Source organism: Oxalobacter formigenes (assembly GCF_002127965.1).
Lineage (GTDB): Bacteria > Pseudomonadota > Gammaproteobacteria > Burkholderiales > Burkholderiaceae_D > Oxalobacter > Oxalobacter formigenes.
The window spans coordinates 714,373-732,742 of record NZ_CP018787.1 but is presented as its reverse complement, the minus strand read 5'-3'; the positions used below and the strand labels follow the sequence as shown (position 1 = coordinate 732,742).

At 49.8% G+C, this 18,370-nt stretch carries 14 protein-coding genes; 2 read left to right on the top strand and 12 right to left on the bottom strand.

Translation table 11 applies throughout. From position 1 onward, the window contains the following. Positions 1-92: 92 nt before the first annotated feature. The 10 genes from BRW83_RS03490 to BRW83_RS03450 all read right to left on the bottom strand — a co-directional run bounded on the left by BRW83_RS03490 (position 93) and on the right by BRW83_RS03450 (position 15,150). Positions 93-584 carry a hypothetical protein gene (locus BRW83_RS03490; RefSeq protein WP_005881498.1) on the bottom strand — a complete coding sequence of 164 codons (492 nt, stop codon included), beginning with the start codon at positions 582-584 and terminating at the stop codon, positions 93-95. A gap of 70 nt (positions 585-654) precedes the next feature. Next, the gene (locus BRW83_RS03485) at positions 655-1,281 is read right to left on the bottom strand and encodes a class I SAM-dependent methyltransferase (RefSeq protein ID WP_005881499.1); all 627 of its coding nucleotides are present in this window, start codon (positions 1,279-1,281) and stop codon (positions 655-657) included. Positions 1,282-1,459: 178 nt separating this feature from the next. Next, positions 1,460-1,633 carry a hypothetical protein gene (locus BRW83_RS11645; protein WP_005881500.1) on the bottom strand — a complete coding sequence of 58 codons (174 nt, stop codon included), beginning with the start codon at positions 1,631-1,633 and terminating at the stop codon, positions 1,460-1,462. Between the two features lie 164 nt (positions 1,634-1,797). Continuing rightward, the gene (locus BRW83_RS03480; protein WP_005881501.1) at positions 1,798-4,248 is read right to left on the bottom strand and encodes a glycogen/starch/alpha-glucan phosphorylase; all 2,451 of its coding nucleotides are present in this window, start codon (positions 4,246-4,248) and stop codon (positions 1,798-1,800) included. A gap of 222 nt (positions 4,249-4,470) precedes the next feature. Beyond that, positions 4,471-5,931, bottom strand: coding sequence for a glycogen synthase GlgA (glgA, locus tag BRW83_RS03475; protein WP_036603134.1), 1,461 nt, complete (start codon positions 5,929-5,931; stop codon positions 4,471-4,473). A 32-nt stretch (positions 5,932-5,963) separates the two neighbouring features. Beyond that, positions 5,964-7,265 carry a glucose-1-phosphate adenylyltransferase gene (gene glgC / locus BRW83_RS03470; RefSeq protein ID WP_232455510.1) on the bottom strand — a complete coding sequence of 434 codons (1,302 nt, stop codon included), beginning with the start codon at positions 7,263-7,265 and terminating at the stop codon, positions 5,964-5,966. Between the two features lie 113 nt (positions 7,266-7,378). Next, positions 7,379-9,004, bottom strand: coding sequence for an alpha-D-glucose phosphate-specific phosphoglucomutase (locus BRW83_RS03465; protein WP_005881504.1), 1,626 nt, complete (start codon positions 9,002-9,004; stop codon positions 7,379-7,381). 98 nt (positions 9,005-9,102) lie between these two features. Further along, the gene (glgX, locus tag BRW83_RS03460; protein ID WP_231284507.1) at positions 9,103-11,139 is read right to left on the bottom strand and encodes a glycogen debranching protein GlgX; all 2,037 of its coding nucleotides are present in this window, start codon (positions 11,137-11,139) and stop codon (positions 9,103-9,105) included. A gap of 5 nt (positions 11,140-11,144) precedes the next feature. Next, positions 11,145-13,322: a 1,4-alpha-glucan branching protein GlgB gene (glgB, locus tag BRW83_RS03455; protein ID WP_005881506.1), complete on the bottom strand. Its 2,178-nt coding sequence runs from the start codon at positions 13,320-13,322 to the stop codon at positions 11,145-11,147. A gap of 148 nt (positions 13,323-13,470) precedes the next feature. After that, positions 13,471-15,150, bottom strand: coding sequence for an electron transfer flavoprotein-ubiquinone oxidoreductase (locus BRW83_RS03450; protein ID WP_005881508.1), 1,680 nt, complete (start codon positions 15,148-15,150; stop codon positions 13,471-13,473). A 116-nt stretch (positions 15,151-15,266) separates the two neighbouring features. On the opposite strand from BRW83_RS03450, the gene BRW83_RS03445 reads away from it, so the two are divergent. Together BRW83_RS03445 and BRW83_RS03440 are read left to right on the top strand one after the other, a co-directional pair. Continuing rightward, positions 15,267-15,686 (top strand): acyl-CoA thioesterase, encoded by a 420-nt coding sequence (locus BRW83_RS03445; RefSeq protein WP_005881510.1) that lies wholly within the window; start codon positions 15,267-15,269, stop codon positions 15,684-15,686. A 252-nt stretch (positions 15,687-15,938) separates the two neighbouring features. Beyond that, positions 15,939-17,159 carry a Bcr/CflA family efflux MFS transporter gene (locus BRW83_RS03440; RefSeq protein WP_005881512.1) on the top strand — a complete coding sequence of 407 codons (1,221 nt, stop codon included), beginning with the start codon at positions 15,939-15,941 and terminating at the stop codon, positions 17,157-17,159. Between the two features lie 149 nt (positions 17,160-17,308). On the opposite strand, the gene BRW83_RS03435 is transcribed toward BRW83_RS03440, so the two are convergent. Both BRW83_RS03435 and BRW83_RS03430 read right to left on the bottom strand, forming a co-directional pair. Further along, positions 17,309-17,512 carry a cold-shock protein gene (locus BRW83_RS03435; protein WP_005881514.1) on the bottom strand — a complete coding sequence of 68 codons (204 nt, stop codon included), beginning with the start codon at positions 17,510-17,512 and terminating at the stop codon, positions 17,309-17,311. Positions 17,513-17,652: 140 nt separating this feature from the next. After that, positions 17,653-18,261 (bottom strand): NUDIX domain-containing protein, encoded by a 609-nt coding sequence (locus BRW83_RS03430; protein ID WP_005881517.1) that lies wholly within the window; start codon positions 18,259-18,261, stop codon positions 17,653-17,655. Positions 18,262-18,370: the final 109 nt, after the last annotated feature.

Sequence of the window (18,370 nt, the reverse complement as noted above, 5' to 3'; positions counted from 1 at the left end):
TCAGGCGATCATTCGCACCGTTTTTTTCTGTAATAAACAAAACGCACCTGACTGAAACGGGTTCAATTCAGGTGCGTTCTTGGAAACGGGAATCAATTCAGTCCGGAGCCTTCAAGCTTGACGGAACGCATGTTTTTTCCACTGCAGAACAGTTTCCATCCTGCATCGGACTTATCCAGTTCCCCGTCAACAAATGAGGCTTTCGATTTTTTCAGTTTCCCCAGTTTGTCCTTCTCGCTATACTGGAAACACAAGACAGAACCGTCTTCGTTGGATTGTACCGATTCCAGTTTCATCGAATCAGGATTTTCAATTCGTGTTCTCAAAAGCAATGCCGCCGCAGTAGCTCTTCGCTGAAGCTTTTCATCGAGTTTTTCTTTCAAAACCTCTTCATAAGGTTTTTCCACTTCATCTTTCTGGGCATAGTAGCCTGCTGCAAAACCGATCACGATCAGTATCATGACCCCCAGCAATATCAGCTTGATTTTCTTCCCTCTTTTGGGCCCCAGAGAATCGCAACGCGGACATTTTGGAATGGTTTCCTCTATCTCTTCACCGCAAATTTTACACTTCACTATTGCCATAAGTACACAACCCGTATCCAATTGAAGAAACGTCTAGTATATCAATTAATTTATTCGTAACGACTCTTATTTATCCGTTTTTTCCGGCAACCATGCCGATCAGTCCCGACATTCCCGTATGCCTTGGCCCCTCACTGATAAAGGCATCATACGTTTTCAGTTCAAGAATATCGAGAGAAGCAAAGTAATCGCGAAGCATTTCCTCAGTGTAAAGATGCCCGAGTATCGAAGGGCCTCCTGTCTTGTATTCCAGCTGTTTCGGGGTATAGCCCTGCAAAATCAGCAGACCGCCTTTTTTGAGGGTTTTGATGCAATTGGCGAACAGGCGTGTCCGCATGTTCGGTGTTGCAAACTGAACGAAGATCACGACAACAACATCGTATTTCGCTTCCTCCCAATCCCACTCATCCACACCACTGATGAAATAATTGACCGAAACGCCTTTTTCCGCAGCCAGTTTTTCCGCCTTTTCAACCGCTTTTTCCGAAAGGTCGAAAGCGTCGACATCGGCACCGAGTGCCGCTGCCCAGACACTGTTCCTGCCCTCGCCATCCGCAACCATCAATACTTTTCGCCCCGGACGAAAGTACTCTTTTTTTTCAACAAGATAATCGTTCGGTTCGGTACCGAAGATATAGTCTGGCTTGTCGAAAATATCATTCCAGACTTTCGCAGGTTTGCTCTCTGGCTTGTCCATATTTTTATCTCAGCGATAAACAACAAATTAATCTGACCGGATTCAACCCGGTCAGATTAATACTAAAAGACACTTTTTGCCATTCATAATTGCATCATTCGAACTGAAAATCTTTACCAGACATTCATGTAAAAAAAAGCGCCGGAATGACCGGCGCTCTTTCGTCAGCATATTATTTTCAATGCAAATCTTTTCGTGGAGAATGTTTGGTGTTTTCCTGAAGCTCATCATTCAGATCCTGACGACGATCCGGTGTTCCGCGAGGTTTCGAGCGTCTTTCAGCAACACGCCGTTCACGGAATTCATTCAATTCCTGACTGGCTTTTTCATATAAATCTTTTGGCTTGTCCATTTCCTTGTCCCATCATGTAAAAATAAGTGATCCAGAGTTATGCATCAAAATCAGCCGGTTCTGAAAACCTTCGATGATTTCCCCTGATCAACATACTAACTTCGGATTCATTCCCGACATTTGAAATGGATCAAAAGTATCAAATATTTCCCTTTGCCAAAATTTTAAAGCTCAATCGGTTCCACATTCCAGATGTTGCGGGCATATTCCGAAATGGCGCGATCCGCCGAGAAGTATCCCACACCGGCCACATTGGCGATCGCTTTCGTATCCCATCGGATCGTCTGGCGGTAGAGGGTGTCTACCTGTCTTTGCGTTGCCATATAACTTTCATAGTCGGCCAGCACGAGATATCGATCCCCGTAATTGATCAGTGAATCGTAAATGGCCCTGAACCGTCCCGGTTCATCCGGCGAAAAGAAACCGTCACGGATCTGATCCAGAGCCTGTTTCAATTCAGGTATCCGTTCGTAATACTCCCGTGGCTGGTAATTATTGGCCTTTATCTGCTCGACCTGCTCGGCTGTATTACCGAAAATGAATATATTGTCCGACCCGACACGTTCCATGATTTCGATATTGGCCCCATCCAGCGTACCGATCGTCAATGCACCATTCGCTGCCAGTTTCATGTTGCCCGTACCCGACGCTTCTGTACCGGCCATCGAAATCTGCTCGGACAGGTCGGCTGCAGGGATGATCATTTCAGCCAGACTCACCCCGTAATTCGGGATGAACACGACTTTCAGCTTGTCACCGATATCCCTGTCATTGTTGACCTTGACGGCAACATCGTTGATCAGCTTGATGATGTCCTTTGCCATCTGGTAAGCCGAAGCGGCCTTCCCGGCAAAAATGATCGAACGGGGAACCCAGTTGACGTCGGGATTGGCCTTGATCTGGTTATAGCGTGTAATGACATGCAAGACGTTCAACAACTGGCGCTTGTATTCATGGATACGTTTGATCTGGACATCGAAAAGTGAATCCGGATTCAGGTTCACGTTCAATACATTTCTGACCCAGCGTGCCAGCCGTTGCTTGTTCTGGCGTTTGACCGCCTTGAAACTTCCCAGGAATGCGGGATCGTTTGCATAAGGTTTCAGACGACCGATTTCTTCAAAGTGCCGGCGCCAGTTTTTTCCGATCCGGTCGTCGATCAGTTCAGACAGGAACGGATTGGCCTGCGACAGCCAGCGGCGTGGCGTAATGCCGTTCGTGACATTCGTGAACCGTTCCGGAAAGATCCGTGCAAAATCGGCAAAAATAGATTCTTTCATCAGTTCCGAATGCAATTCGGACACACCATTGACCTTGTGGCTGGCGACGACAGCCAGATAAGCCATCCGGACACGACGTTCACCCGCTTCATCGACCAGCGAAACCCTGCGCAAGAGATCATTGTCGTTTTCAAATTTTTGCGCGACCATCGACAGAAATTCGTTGTTGATATCGAAAATGATCATCAGATGGCGGGGCAGGATACGGCCCAGCATTTCAACCGTCCATGTTTCGAGCGCTTCGCTCATCAGGGTATGGTTGGTATAGGAAAAAATCTGCTGTGCAAGCGACCATGCCTGTTTGAACGAAACGCCCTGTTCATCGACAAGAATGCGGATCAGTTCGGGAACGGCCAGAACCGGATGTGTATCGTTCAGATGGATAGAGATTGTTTCAGCCAGATTGTCAAAGCTCGCATGATTGAGCTGGTGACGGCGGATGAGATCCTGCAAACTCGCCGACACAAAGAAATATTCCTGCATCAGGCGCAATTCCCTGCCCGAGGCCGTCGAGTCATCCGGATAGAGCACACGGGTCACGTTCTCAGACATGTTTTTCGCTTCAACAGCTCCGGCATAATTGCCCTTGTTGAAAGCGGACAGATTGATTTCCGACGTCGCCTTGGCCGACCACAGGCGCAGAGTCGTTGCACATTCAGTGTCATACCCCGGGATAATGGTATCGTACGCCATCGCCAGAACGCGATGGGAATCCACCCAGCGTGCCCGGCCATTCTGTTGTTCGACATGACCGCCATACCGTACATTGAACTGTAATTCCGGACGCGGGAATTCCCACGGATTGCCTCTGGTCAAGAGCCAGTAATCCGGCGTTTCCACCTGATACCCGTCAATAATTTCCTGTTTGAACATACCATAGTCGTAACGGATACCGTAACCGATATTGGCAATATTCAAAGTCGCCATCGCATCCAGAAAACAGGCCGCCAGACGTCCGAGACCACCGTTACCTAACGCGGCGTCAGGCTCGTAACTGGTGATCTCTTCCATATCGACAGCCAGATCCCGCAAGGCTTCTTCCATGTCTTCCCGTATATCAAGACATTCCAGTGCATTCTGGAAAGTACGCCCGATCAGAAACTCCATCGAAAGATAATAGACGACCTTGCTGTTTTGCGTATAGTAAGCTGTATTCGATTTCATCCAGCGTTCCACCAGCCTGTTACGCACGGCCAGTTCAGCCGCCAGCAACCAGTCGCCGCGCGTCGCCGTCAGGGGAATCTTGCCCGACCGGTAACGCAAATTGTTCGAGATGGAACGCTTCAACGCTTCCACATCGCTGGCCAGATATCCTTCATGCAAAGGCTTTTCCATACTCATATTTTCTCCAAAGAAATCCGGGACAAAAAAACGCCTGTGAACGCCGTATTCTGAAACTGGACTCAATTACATGATCAACTGAAAAAAGATTCGTTCAATGAACGATACATGATAAGAAATATAACCGTTCAGGCGGTTTTCTTGCAAGTGCAATCCTCAAGCAATTTCATGCAAAATCGGTACAATTCAAACCAGTTTCCCGAAAAATCATGTTTTTTAACGAATTTTTATCTGTTTGTAGAGTGAAACGTACTGTTCTGCGGAATGACTCCACCCGAATGATTGCAGCATGCCGCGTTTCTGGACTTTTCTCCATTTGGATGGTTTGCCATAAAGAGCGAACGCGCGAAGGACAGCCGATTCGAATGCACGAACATCGAACTGGTCGAATGAAAAACCGGTCGCCTTGTCTTCTGCCAGATTTTCCAGTGTGCAATCCGTTACCGTATCGGCGAGGCCACCTACCCGATGAACGAGCGGCAAGGTACCATATAGCGAACCGTACATCTGGACGAGTCCACATGGCTCATACCGTGAAGGAACCATGACGACATCACTTCCGGCAAAAATACGGTGTGCCCGCATTTCATCGTAACCGATACGAACGGCAATCTGTCCGGGATAATCCCTGGCGAAATTTTCAAATTGTTCTTCCAGCCAGCGCTCGCCATTTCCCATGATGACGGCCTGTCCCCCATTGGCAATAATGGCATTCATGCCCTCGACAACGAGATTGAGACCTTTTTGAGAGGCGAAACGGCTGATGACACAAAAGACCGGTTTGTCAGCCTGCAGATCAAGCCCCATTTCTTTTTGCAGGGCCAGACGGCATTTTTTCTTGCCTGTCATCGACCGAACAGAATAAGATGCCTCGATGTTACTATCCTTTTTGGGGTTCCACTGACTTGTGTCGACGCCATTCAAAATACCGACAAGGTCGTTTGAACGGAACTGGACAATACCCTCTAGCCCACAAGATTGCTCGCCATGCTGGATTTCTTTTGCATATGTCGGACTGACAGTCGTCACCTTGTCCGCATAGTAAAAACCGGCTTTCAGAAAAGATACCTGTCCATAAAATTCGATACCGTCGGGATTCAACATGGAAAACGGCAAATCCAGTTCACTGAACACATAAGCCGGGAAATTGCCCTGATAAGCCATATTGTGAACAGTGAACACGGTTCCGACAGCTCTTTGACCACTGTTCCATTCCAGTGCCTTGATATAGGCGAATGCCAGACCGGCATGCCAGTCGTGTCCATGAACGATATCCGGTTTCCAGAACCAGTCGAATCCCTCGACTATTCGTGCGGCGCACCAGCCCAAAAGTGCAAACCGGAGATGATTGTCGGCATACGGCTGTCCATTCTGATCGTTGTAGGGATTGCCCTGCCGGTCATAGAGATCGGGTGCATCGATGTAATAGACGGGAATGCCCGTGTCCGGCATTTTGCCGAACATCAGTTTGACGGAACGTGCACCGAATTTGGCAGGCAGTTCCGCAACGAGATGCTGATCGAAAATGCCATGTTTGAATTCAGGAAACCCCGGAACCAGCATCCTGACATCGCAGCCCTCTTTATCAAGTTCGGGAGGCAACGCAGCGGTGACATCCGCCAGACCGCCGGTTTTCAGTAATGGAAAAATTTCGGAACAAACGTGTAAAACCCGCATCAGTGACCTTTTTTCCTGTCGTGTTCAAAGACTTATTCAACTTTTGGAATATGTTCAAAATTGTAGAGTTTTGCGAACATTTCCTGTGTAACCAGGACAACACCATTGGGACTTCTGTAAAAACGCTGGGCATCCAGTTCAGGGTCTTCACCGATAATCGTTCCTTCCGGAATCCGGCATCCCCTGTCGATAACAACCTTCTTCAGCTTCGACCCCTGCCCTATTTCACAATTCGGCAAAACGACTACCTGATCGAGATTGCAGAAGGCCTGCACTCTCACTTTGGAAAACAGGATGGAATTGGACATTTTTGACCCGCAGACGATACAGCCACCTGAGACCATCGTATTGGAAATGACTCCATCCATTCCATGTGGGTCGGGAACGAATTTGGCGGGAGGTTCCTGTTCCTGATATGTCCAGATCGGCCAGTCTTCGTCGTAAATGTTCAGCTGTGGCATATTAGACGTCAAGTCCAGATTGGCTGACCAGAAAGAATCGATTGTTCCCACATCGCGCCAATAGGGAGGAACGAACTGTGCCGAAGGAACGCAGGACATGGAGAAATAGTGTGCCATTGCATTGCCCTGTCCGACGATCTTAGGAATGATGTCTTTACCGAAATCATGCGAAGACGTATTGTCTCCACAATCTTCATCCAGCAAACGATAAAGATAATCGGCATTGAAAACATAAATACCCATGCTCGCCAGAGATTTGTCGGGATTATCCGGCATGCCTGGCGGATCGGCCGGTTTTTCGAGAAAACGGGTGATTTTCCGGTTTTCATCCACATCCATGACACCAAAACCGCTTGCGTCCTCTCTCGGCACTTCGATGCACGCCACTGTACAGAGCGACTTGCTTTCCACATGATCTAAAAGCAGCATCGAATAATCCATTTTATAGATATGATCGCCAGCCAGAACCAGAATGTATTCAGGTTCATACGAACGCAAAATCCCCTTGTTCTGGGCTACCGCATCAGCCGTTCCACGATACCACAGCCCTTCTTCCATCTGCTGCCCTGCCGGCATCAGATCGACGAATTCGTTCTGTTCCCCACGAAGAAAACTCCAGCCGCGCTGCAAGTGCCTGATCAGTGAATGGGGGCGATACTGGGTAATGACGCCGACACGACGTATTCCGGAATTGATGCAATTGGAAAGAGCGAAATCGATAATCCGGAACTTGCCACCGAAATAGACTGCCGGTTTCGCCCGGTTATCGGTTAACTGATGAAGTCTGGTACCACGACCGCCTGCCAGAACCAGAGCGACGGTACGCTTGGGCAACTGGCTGGCTACAAGCATTTTATCTTCGACAAATCTCATTCTGCTCCCCGATGCGATTTAATTTTTATATCAAAAAACGACCGCTTATATTCTTCAATCTAACATACATTCATGTCTGTATGGCAGATTTGCCTGCTGTGTTACAAAAAACCTCAGGTCACGACTGAAGGTTCTTTCATCCCCGTATAAAACGCTATCTTTGCGACTGTTTCGGCAATGTCGATCAGCTCACCCAGAGCCGTTTGCATCTCCATATCGAGCAGATCTTTTTCATACCGGTCGAAATAAACACGAACCGTAGCACCGACTGTTCCGGTTCCGGACAGACGGAAAACGATGCGTGAGCCATCCGTAAAGAAAATCCGGATACCCTGTCTTTGGGAAACGGAACCGTCAACCGGATCGGTATAGCTGAATTCATCGGCCCGGTCGATAACGCAAGTGGCGAACCGTTTGCCGGAAAGGGAATCCAGCTGTTCACGCAAATGTTCCATCAATTCTTCGGCCCGCTTGCTGTCGATATTGACATAATCGTGGCGTGAGTAATAATTGCGGCCGTATTTTTTCCAGTGGTCTTTTACGATATCGGCCACCGGTTTCTTCGTCACGGCCAACAGATTCAGCCAGAACAGAATCGCCCAGATACCGTCTTTTTCACGAATATGGTTCGAACTGGTACCGTAACTTTCCTCGCCGCACAAGGTAATCTTGTTATCGTCCAGCAAATCGCCGAAGAACTTCCACCCCGTGGGGGTTTCGTAACAGGGCACGTTCAACGCGGCCGCCACCTTGTCGGCAGCAGTCGATGTCGGCATGGAACGGGCGACTCCGACAATGCCTTTTGAATAACCGGGAATCAGGCTGGCATTCGCCGCCATAATCGCCAGACTGTCGGACGGGGTAACCGCGATATGCCGGCCGACAATCATGTTCCGGTCGCCATCGCCATCCGTCGCAGCGCCCATATCGGCAGCATTTGGCCCGTGCATGAAATCCATCAGCTCTTTGGCATTGACCGGATTCGGGTCGGGATGATGCCCCCCGAAATCTTCCAGAGGGATATTGTTGACGACGGTTCCTTTCGGCGCACCGAGCATGCCTTCCATGATTCTTGTCGCGTAAGGGCCGCAAACTGCATGCATGGCATCGAAACGCAGGGTAAAACCTTCCGCAAACATCTTCCGGATGGCACCGAAATCGAAGAGCGATTGCATCAGTTCGGCATAATCCGTTACCGGATCGATCACTTCGATCGTCATACCATTCATTTCCGTAGTACCCTGCCGTCCCAGATTGACATCGGGCGCGTTGACGATTTTGTATTCTTTAATGGATTTCGAACGGCTGAAAATGGCGTTCGTCACTTTTTCCGGTGCCGGACCGCCGTTGCCGACGTTATATTTGATGCCGAAGTCCCCGTCCGGGCCACCCGGATTATGGCTGGCCGACAAAATAATACCACCGAAGGTTTTGTATTTGCGGATGATGCAACTCACCGCCGGGGTCGACAGGATACCATCCTGTCCGACCATGATTTTTCCGACACCGTTGGCTGCCGCCATTTTCAGGATGATTTGTATGGCCGTGCTGTTGAAATACCGGCCGTCCCCACCCAGCACAAGCGTCTTGCCCCTGATGTCACCGACAGAATCGAAAATGGACTGGACAAAATTTTCGAGGTAATGCGGCTGCTTGAACACTGCAATCGTTTTGCGCAGACCGGATGTGCCCGGATTCTGGTCGTTAAAAGGGGTCGTGCTTACTGTCTGGATGGACATATATCTGCTCCCGTATTTGATTTGAACGACTCGCAATCAGATACCTCTGTACAGTCTGTGCATTCACAACAGACTGTACTGTCATCTTAGCAAGATTGTCATGGAACCGCCAGCAAAATGGAGTTTCCTGGCAGCAATACCTGAAATTCCAGATTGGATTTAACTTCAAACGTATCGCTGCTGTCTGCCTGCACTTTCCACCGGCCCGGCGGCAACCGGAAAATGATGGAATGAAGCGAGGCATTCAACAATATAAGGCAGGTATTGGGAGGGTTATTGGTGCGTATCAACATTCCCATGCAAAAAAGACTTTTATCAGTCCATGCGCTTCCCATTTTTTCCGACCCTGTCGGGGACAACCAGCGGATAACGGCATCCGTATTGTCGAAGGTCATATTATCTTCGGTAAACCATTTACTCTGCCGCAGAGCCGGATAACGCTTGCGCAAGGCAATCAGGCTGGCGACAAATTCCTGCAAGGGTGTGTCCGCCTTTTCCCAATCCAGCCATGTCAGCTCACTGTCATGGCAATACGGATTGTTATTCCCCTGTTGTGAATGACCGAATTCATCGCCCGCCACCAGCATCGGCGTTCCCTGCGAGAACAGGAGTGTTGCCAGCAGTGCCCTGCGCAATTTCTTCCTGCGCAGGATGACCTCACTCAAAGTTGCCTCCCCCTCCTGTCCACAATTCCAGCTCAGATTATGGTCAGTCCCGTCCCGGTTGTTTTCACCGTTCGCCTCGTTATGCTTGTGGTTGTAACTGACGAGATCCATCAGGGTAAAACCGTCATGCGCCGTGATGAAATTGACGCTGGAAATGGGCTGTCTTTCTTTATGACGGAACAAATCGGCCGATCCGGCAAAACGACGGACGAATTCACCCAGCGAGGGCCCCTGATGAAGCCAGAAAGAACGCATGACATCACGATATTTGTCGTTCCATTCCAGCCAGCCGAACGGAAAATTGCCCAGCTGGTAACCGTCCGGCCCCATATCCCAGGGCTCGGCAATCAGTTTTACGTGAGTCAGGACAGGATCTTCGGCAACTGCCCTGAAAAAACCGGAATTGATCGAATATTGAATATGGTCACGGGCCAGAATAGGAGCCAGATCGAAACGGAATCCGTCGATATGAAATTCCTCGACCCAGTACCGGAGTGAATCCATCACCATCTGCAAAACCCGGGGATGGCCCAGATTCAGGCAATTGCCACATCCCGACCAGTTTTCATATCGGGCAGGATCATCCGACAAAAGATGGTAATACATGGCGTTGTCGATACCCCGGTAAGAAAGCGTCGGTCCCCTTTCATCCCCTTCGGCAGTATGGTTGTAGACCACGTCGAGAATGACTTCGATTCTTCGCCGGTGCAAAGCCTTGATGGCATCTTTCAATTCAGACATGGGGGTCGTACCCGGCCGTCCTGACCAGTAGGCATTTTCGGGTGCAAAGAAACCGATCGTGTTGTATCCCCAATAATTGACAAGCCCCATTCGGGTAAGACGTGCCTCGTTTGTTTTGGAAAACACCGGAAGCAGCTCTACTGTCGTTACGCCCAGTTTTTCCAGATAATCGAGAACTGCCGGCTCGGCCAGCGCGGCATACGTTCCCCTGATGTTTTCAGGAACGTCCGGATGCAGTTTGGTGAATCCCTTCGGATGCAATTCATACAAAACCGTTTGTGCTGTCGGAATGCGCGGTGATACGACATTTTCCCAGTCGTAAATTTCGTGGACGACCTTGCCTTTCAATGCAAATACGGCTGTATCGATCTCCGATTCTCCGGAAAACGCGTCCTGTCCGTCATAGTGGCCTATGACCTGCCGTGCATAAGGGTCGAGCAAAACCTTGTTCGCGTTATATCGCAGGCCTTTTTCCGGTGCATATTCCCCGGAAACACGATAGGCATAAACCAGTCCCGGACTTGCGTCGGGCAGATAACCGCTCCACACCCCATCTTCCACAGACGGCATCGGCAAGCGTACTTTTTCTTCCAGCCCGACTTCGTCGAACAGGCAAAGCGTGACCGATTGGGCGGAAGGGGCAGCCAAAGCGAAATTGATGCCTTTTCCATCCCAATGGGCGCCAAGTGGTGACGATGAACCCGGTTGCAACTGAAGAGAATCATCCATTTGCATCACTCCTCTTTTTTGACCAGCATGCACGTTGCCAGGGGAGGCGCCGTCACTTCCACCGACCAGTCATAGCCATTGCAGGGAATCGGCTGCGCCAGCAACTCATTGTTATGGATACCACTTCCGCCATAAATGACAGCGTCGGTATTGATGATTTCCCGATACCAGCCTGCTTCGGGAACGCCGAAACGGTATCCGTATCTCGGAACAGGCGTGAAATTGCTCATGACGATGACGAACCGTCCGTTTTCATCCTTGCGTATGAATGAGAAAACCGAACTGTCCAGATCGTCATGGATAATCCATTCGAAACCGTCCGGATCGAAATCCCGTTTGTAAAGAGGAGGAAAATCGCGATAAACGGTATTCAGATCCCGGATGACGCGCTGTATTCCTGCGTGGAGTGGATATTGCAGGAGGTTCCAGTCAAGACTGCCGTTCGAGTTCCATTCATTGTACTGACCGAATTCACCGCCCATAAACAGGAGTTTCTTGCCCGGGAATCCCCACATGAAACCGTAATATGCCCGAAGGTTGGCAAAACGTTGCCATTCATCCCCTGGCATCTTGCCGATCAGTGAACCTTTGCAATGAACGACTTCATCGTGAGAAAGCGGCAAAATGAAATTTTCAAAATAGGCATACATCAGGCCGAAACGCATCTTGTCGTGATGCCATTTCCGGTGAACCGGATCTTCATGCATATAGGCCAGCGTATCGTGCATCCAGCCCAGATTCCATTTGTAATGGAAACCAAGGCCGCCGTCCCAGACCGGACGCGAAACGGATGGAAAGCTGGTCGATTCTTCCGCCATCGTGACCGCTTCAGGCCTTTCGACTCCCACGATTTCATTCATTTTGCGCAAGAATGCAATTGCTTCCAGATTTTCCCGGCCACCGTATTTGTTCGGAACCCATTGTCCGGGAGCGCGGCTGTAATCCCGGTAAAGCATGGAGGCCACCGCATCGACGCGAAGTCCGTCCACTCCGTAACGCTCGATCCAGTACAATGCATTACCGACGAGATAATTGCTGACTTCAGTACGGCTGTAATTGTAAATGACACTGCCCCAATCCTGATGGATGCCTTCTTTCGGATCGGCGTACTCATAAAGGGCCGTCCCGTCAAATCTCACCAGTCCATGGGCATCGGCCGGAAAGTGGGCAGGAACCCAGTCAAGGATGACACCGATCCCGTTGTCATGCGCCGTCTGTACGAAATACCGGAAATCTTCTGGAGTGCCGAAACGGGCTGTCGGCGCATAAAGGCCAGTCGGCTGATAGCCCCATGAATCGTCGAGTGGATGCTCGTTTACCGGCATCAGTTCGATATGCGTGAACGCGAGACTTCGGACGTAAGGAATCAATTGTTCCGCCAGTTCCCGATAACTCAGCCAGCGACGGCCGTCCTGTGGCAATCGCCATGAACCGAGATGCACTTCGTAAATGCTGACAGGCGCGTCAAGCGCATTGGCATTTTTGCGTTTTTGGTCCGAAGCAATGAGTGGGGGCAACCAGTGCACGACTGAAGCCGTATCGGGACGCAATTGTGAACGGAAAGCATATGGGTCAGCCTTGAGCTGTATTTTTCCATCCGGGGTCAGAATTTCATACTTGTAGAAATCCCCCGGCATGACATGTGGAATAAACATTTCCCAGACGCCGCATTCATGGCGAAACCGCATCACGTGACGGCGGCCATCCCATCCATTGAAATCGCCGACGACGGAAACACGTCTTGCATTCGGTGCCCATACAGCGAAACTGACGCCCTGTACACCTTCCATCCCGATCGGATGCGCGCCCAGTTTTTCATAGGGACGATGATGCGTCCCTTCAGACAGGAGCCAGACGTCGATATCGCCCAAAACAGGAGGGAAACGGTATGGGTCTTCCATTACCTGAACATGATCGCCCCAGTCGATTTCAAGACGATAGGGAAACAATTCCTTTTTTCCTGCAATTTCGGCGACAAACAGGGCCGTAACGCCCCATCTTTGCATGGGCGAGATTTTTTTGCCTGTGGATGAGTCGACGACAGCGACGGAAACAGCTTGTGGAAGCAAAGCCCTGACAATGAGTTTCCCTTTTTCCCTGTGCATTCCCAGCACGGTAAAAGGGTCTTTGTAATCGCCACGAATGACGAGTTCCAGCACTTCAGGCGTCACTGCATTTCGCATCGCATTTCCTTCAGGTCCGAGAGCTTCGAATTTTTCGGGGTATCTCTTTTATCTTACCCCATTCCCTCTCGTGAAATGCAGAACTTTCTCAGAAAAAGCGACGCCTTCCGAAAAAAACGGACTGATTTATGGCATGAATAAAACGTTTTTACATATTCGGGTAGTTCGGGCCGCCGCCTCCTTCGGGAGCGATCCAGATAATATTCTGTGTCGGGTCCTTGATATCGCAGGTTTTGCAGTGCAGACAGTTGGCGGCATTGATCTGCAAACGTGTTTTTCCATCGGAATCCGTCACGAATTCATAAACGGCTGCCGGGCAATAACGGGCTTCGGGACCGGCGTATTTCGTGAAATTGACGGTTACAGGAATATCCGGATTTTTCAGCGTCAAATGAGCCGGCTGGTTTTCCTCATGCATCGTACCGGACAGGTAAAGGGATGAGGGGATATCGAACGTCAGCTTGCCGTCCGGTTTTGGATATTCGACCGGTTCGCACTGGTCGGCAGGCAAGAGATATTCGTGATCCGCCTTTTTCCTGTGTAGCGTCCAGGGCGCTTTCCCCCTGAAAATGACCTGATCGATACCGAACATCAGCGTCCCCCAATACAGATTATTGCCCATCAGAGGTTTGAAATTACGCATCCTGAACAGTTCGTCATAAAGCCATGACCGTCTGAAAGCATCCGGATAAGCCTGCAAGACATCCTGCTTCCGGTCTTCACCGATGGCGGAAAAAGCCGCTTCGGCAGCGAGCATGCCGGATTTGATTGCTGAGTGAATGCCCTTGATGCGGCCACCGTTCATGAAACCGGCATCGCACCCGAGAAGGGCACCGCCGGGGAAAGCGACTTCCGGCAAAGCCTGAATTCCACCTGCCGCAATGGCACGCGCACCATAAGCGATCCGTTCGCCGCCTTCCAGAAAATGCGAAATGGCCGGATGGGTTTTATAACGCTGGAATTCCTCATAAGGAGAAAGATACGGATTTTTGTAGGCCAGTCCGACAGTAAAACCGATAGCGACCTCATTATTGTCCATATGGTACATGAACGACCCGCCATAGGTATCGGCATCCAGCGGCCAGCCTGCTGTATGCATGACCAGACCGCTCTGGTGAACTTCAGGCCGGACTTTCCAGATTTCCTTGATCCCGATGGCATAGCCTTGCGGATCGCATCCGGCATCGAGCTCATATTTTTCAATCAGTTCTTTCCCCAGTTGCCCCCGTGCTCCCTCGGCAAAAAGGGTATATCGTGCGTGCAGTTCCATCCCCGGCTGGAAGTTATCCGTCGGTTTCCCGTCTTTGCCGATTCCCATATTGCCAGTCGCGACACCTTTGACAGCGAGCTTATCGTCATAAAGTACTTCAGCTGCGGCAAAACCCGGAAAAACGTCGACGCCCAGTGCTTCCGCCTGTTCGCCCAGCCACCGGACGAGATTGGCAAGCGAAATAATGTAGTTACCCTTGTTATGCATCGCTTTGGGCAACATGAAACCGGGTGTTTTGATCGCCCCGCTCTTGCTTAAAAAAAGAAAACGGTCTTCCGTGACAGCGACGGACACCGGAGCGCCTTTTGCCTTCCAGTCGGGCAGCAATTCGGACAAGGCACGAGGGTCCATAACCGCGCCGGACAAGATATGCGCCCCCAGCTCCGACCCTTTTTCAAGCACACAAACGGAGATGTCCTGCCCGTTTTCAGCGGCAAGCTGCTTGAGACGGATGGCTGCCGACAGTCCCGACGGACCGCCACCGACAATCACGACATCATATTCCATCATTTCGCGCGGACCGGATTCTTCAATGCCCGGCGTATTGTTTTGGGCCATGCTTTACATACTTTTCAGGGTTAATCGGGATGTAACGATAATGGAGCTTATCGCAAAATCATGACATGATATTGGCTGATGTCCAAATTTCAAAGTATCCACAGGAGAAAATCACGATGACAAGTGACCCGATATTATCCGACAAAAAGCTGGTTCATGTTTCCCGGATGCCGATCCGCTGGGGTGATATGGATGCGATGGGCCATGTCAATAATGTCACTTATTTCCGTTATCTCGAACAGGCCCGTATCGAATGGTATTCCAGTATCGGAAGGGAACATGCCGGTTCGGAAACTGTCGTCGTCAGCTGTTACTGTCATTATTATGCTCCTGTCGTCTATCCGGGGAACCTCGAAATAAAAACGTATGCCGGTTCTCCCGGGCGTTCCAGCTTTGAAATCGTACAGGAAATCCGGCGCACAGATGCGCCCGACGTGCTCTGTGCACTGGGTGGCTCCAAAGTCGTCTGGATCGATATCGAAACCGGCAAATCGATGCCTGTCCCGTCCGAAGTACGCCAGTTGATGACGCCATAAACGTTCCTGAACTATTTCCGTCAAAACAGTCCAACCGGATATGAAAAATCCGCCTGTAACAAATTGATACGCTTTTCACGGACTGCCCTCTTTCATTCCGGCAACAGAAGCAGTAACGTCACTTTTAAGCAGTGAACGTGACTGAATCCGTTATAATGTGCCCCCTGCAGACTCCGGTTTGACAAAAACAGGGCCTGTAGCCACACATTTGAACCGGCAAACATCCGGAAAAACAAAAACAATGGCCCTTCCATGAAAACCGAAGAAGAAGCACAACTTGAGAAAGTATTTCCATTTGGCTCGAAGGGTCTGATCGCCTTTCTGGCATTTCTGAATGCCTTCGTCCCCCTTTCCATCGACCTGTATCTGCCGGCCATGCCGACGATGGCCGAGTATTTTTCCGCCACACCGGAACTGACGAACTTCACGCTCAGCTTTTTCATGCTGTTCTTCGCGATCTCGATGCTGTTGTGGGGGCCGTTTACCGACAAATTCGGCCGCAAGCCGATTCTCTATATCGGCATCGTTTTATACATCCTTGGCAGCCTGACCTGTGTTCTGTCCCAGAGCATTTATCACCTGATTGCCGGTCGCGCCATTCAGGCAATCGGCAGCGGTGCGATCCAGGCGGTATCGATGGCGATCGTAAAAGACAATTTCAAGGGACTGGTCATGGAACGCGTGCTGGTCTGGATTCAGACGCTGACCATTCTTTGCCCCATGCTTGCCCCGATCATCGGCGCCTTCCTGCTTGAATTCATCTCGTGGCGAGGTTTGTTTGTCGTACTGATCCTTTGCGGCATTCTCGGCCTGATCCTGTGTTTCTTCCTGAAAGAAACATTGACAAATGCGACCGAAGGTTCGGCGCTACGATCCCTGACACGCATCGGCTTCGTCCTGAAGAACAAAGGCATTCTGATTCTCCTGTTCACGTTCTCGCTCATCATTATGCCGGTGATGTCTTTCCTGTCGACATCGTCCTTCATTTATATGGACCTGTTCAAACTGTCTGCACAGGAATACAGTTACTTTTTTGCATTGAACGGCTGCTTTGCCATGCTGGCGCCGATCCTGTATCTCAGGGTGCTTCGAAAAATTCCACGCGTCCTTTTTCTGACGATCTGTTTCGCCTCTGTCGCGGCGTCCGGTGCGATGATCCTTATTTTCGGAACGCTTTCGCCTTATGCCTTTGCCTTCCTTTATATTCCGGTTACCTTTTTTGGTAGTGCCAGCCGTCCGGCGGGTACCATGCTGATCATGAACCAGATCGATACCGATAATGGAACCGTCGGTTCCCTGTGGGGATGTATCGCCCTGCTCTTCGGCAGCCTGTCCATGATGCTCTGTTCACTCGACTGGCCGAATCTCACGATGGCGGTCGGCACGATCAGCCTGGTCTCGGGAAGCCTGTGTGCCCTGTTATGGCTGTTCGCCTGGTCAAGAAAAATGTTTCGCATACCCGAGAATCGCTGATTCCATTGATGCATTTTATTCGTCAGCGGATATAAAAAAAGGAATGCAAATGCATTCCTTTTTTATTTATTCGGGTCGTTCGATTCCCGATTTACACAAGGTAAACGAGAAAAACCCAGACTGTTCGATCAAACAGTCAACGTCATTTATCAGATAACGTCGATGTTTGCAGCCTGTTTGCCTTTAGGGCCGGTCGTGACTTCGAAAGAAACACGCTGGTTTTCTTTCAGGGATTTGAAACCGTCCGATTTGATAGCGGAAAAATGCGCGAACACATCTTCACCACCTTCATCAGGAGTAATAAATCCGAAACCTTTGGAATCGTTGAACCACTTAACAGTACCTGTTGCCATTACTAATTTCCTATTTCTTCAGTTAAACCAGGCTTTCGCCTCACAAATCGTTTGAAGCAGAAACGACATGACAGTAGATACCGCACCGCTACCTAAACCTCAAAAACGACAGCAAACATCATAAACCAAATTTTCATTTGTCACACAACTTTTTCGGCTTCCCATTGATTATTTACAATTTTTTCAAGCCAAAACGATCCAATGACGGTTTTGACGTCAGTAATTGTGCCATTTTTGACCCATTCAAGCAGTTGGGAAACCGGAGTTCTGAAGGTCTGAACGAATTCTTCTTCATCCGGACGCGCGCTCCCGGCCTGCAAATCCTTCGCCAGATAAACAATCAATTGCTCGTCGGAATATCCGATTGCATTGTGGATAGTCGTTACATATTGCCAGTTCGACGCGGAATACCCCGTTTCTTCCTTCAACTCTCTTTTGGCGGAATCGAGGGTATCTTCTCCCTTGTCGATTTTACCGGCAGGAAATTCCAGAAAAATCCGGTTTACCGGAAAACGGAACTGCCGCTCCAGTAAAACCGTCCCATCATCGAACAGGGGCAAAATGACTACAGCCCCCGGATGACGGATATATTCCCGGGTGGCAATCGCACCATTGGGCAAACAGACCCTGTCTTTTTCGACGTTGAAAAAACTGCCCCTGTAAACGGTTTCCCCGTCAAGATACGTTTCAATCAGATCGGAATCTTCAAATCCTTCCGGATTTCCTTCCCTGTTTTCAGTTGTACTCATAAGCCAGTCTGTCCGATTTCAAAAAACGAATAGTAATCCCAATCGCTTCACGGCGAAACAGAAAGAACAATGTTTCCCCATTACGTTTACCCTTCCCGACAAATCTGAA

What these genes read in the sequence shown, in the direction of transcription:
- BRW83_RS03465 (WP_005881504.1), bottom strand. Translation starts at nt 9,004, where the DNA reads ATGTCCATCCAGACAGTAAGCACGACCCCTTTTAACGACCAGAATCCG.
- glgA (WP_036603134.1), bottom strand. Translation starts at nt 5,931, where the DNA reads ATGCGGGTTTTACACGTTTGTTCCGAAATTTTTCCATTACTGAAAACC.
- BRW83_RS03430 (WP_005881517.1), bottom strand. Translation starts at nt 18,261, where the DNA reads ATGAGTACAACTGAAAACAGGGAAGGAAATCCGGAAGGATTTGAAGAT.
- BRW83_RS11645 (WP_005881500.1), bottom strand. Translation starts at nt 1,633, where the DNA reads ATGGACAAGCCAAAAGATTTATATGAAAAAGCCAGTCAGGAATTGAAT.
- glgX (WP_231284507.1), bottom strand. Translation starts at nt 11,139, where the DNA reads ATGGATGATTCTCTTCAGTTGCAACCGGGTTCATCGTCACCACTTGGC.
- BRW83_RS03480 (WP_005881501.1), bottom strand. Translation starts at nt 4,248, where the DNA reads ATGGAAAAGCCTTTGCATGAAGGATATCTGGCCAGCGATGTGGAAGCG.
- BRW83_RS03450 (WP_005881508.1), bottom strand. Translation starts at nt 15,150, where the DNA reads ATGGCCCAAAACAATACGCCGGGCATTGAAGAATCCGGTCCGCGCGAA.
- BRW83_RS03440 (WP_005881512.1), top strand. Translation starts at nt 15,939, where the DNA reads ATGAAAACCGAAGAAGAAGCACAACTTGAGAAAGTATTTCCATTTGGC.
- BRW83_RS03485 (WP_005881499.1), bottom strand. Translation starts at nt 1,281, where the DNA reads ATGGACAAGCCAGAGAGCAAACCTGCGAAAGTCTGGAATGATATTTTC.
- glgC (WP_232455510.1), bottom strand. Translation starts at nt 7,265, where the DNA reads ATGAGATTTGTCGAAGATAAAATGCTTGTAGCCAGCCAGTTGCCCAAG.
- BRW83_RS03490 (WP_005881498.1), bottom strand. Translation starts at nt 584, where the DNA reads ATGGCAATAGTGAAGTGTAAAATTTGCGGTGAAGAGATAGAGGAAACC.
- glgB (WP_005881506.1), bottom strand. Translation starts at nt 13,322, where the DNA reads ATGCGAAATGCAGTGACGCCTGAAGTGCTGGAACTCGTCATTCGTGGC.
- BRW83_RS03435 (WP_005881514.1), bottom strand. Translation starts at nt 17,512, where the DNA reads ATGGCAACAGGTACTGTTAAGTGGTTCAACGATTCCAAAGGTTTCGGA.
- BRW83_RS03445 (WP_005881510.1), top strand. Translation starts at nt 15,267, where the DNA reads ATGACAAGTGACCCGATATTATCCGACAAAAAGCTGGTTCATGTTTCC.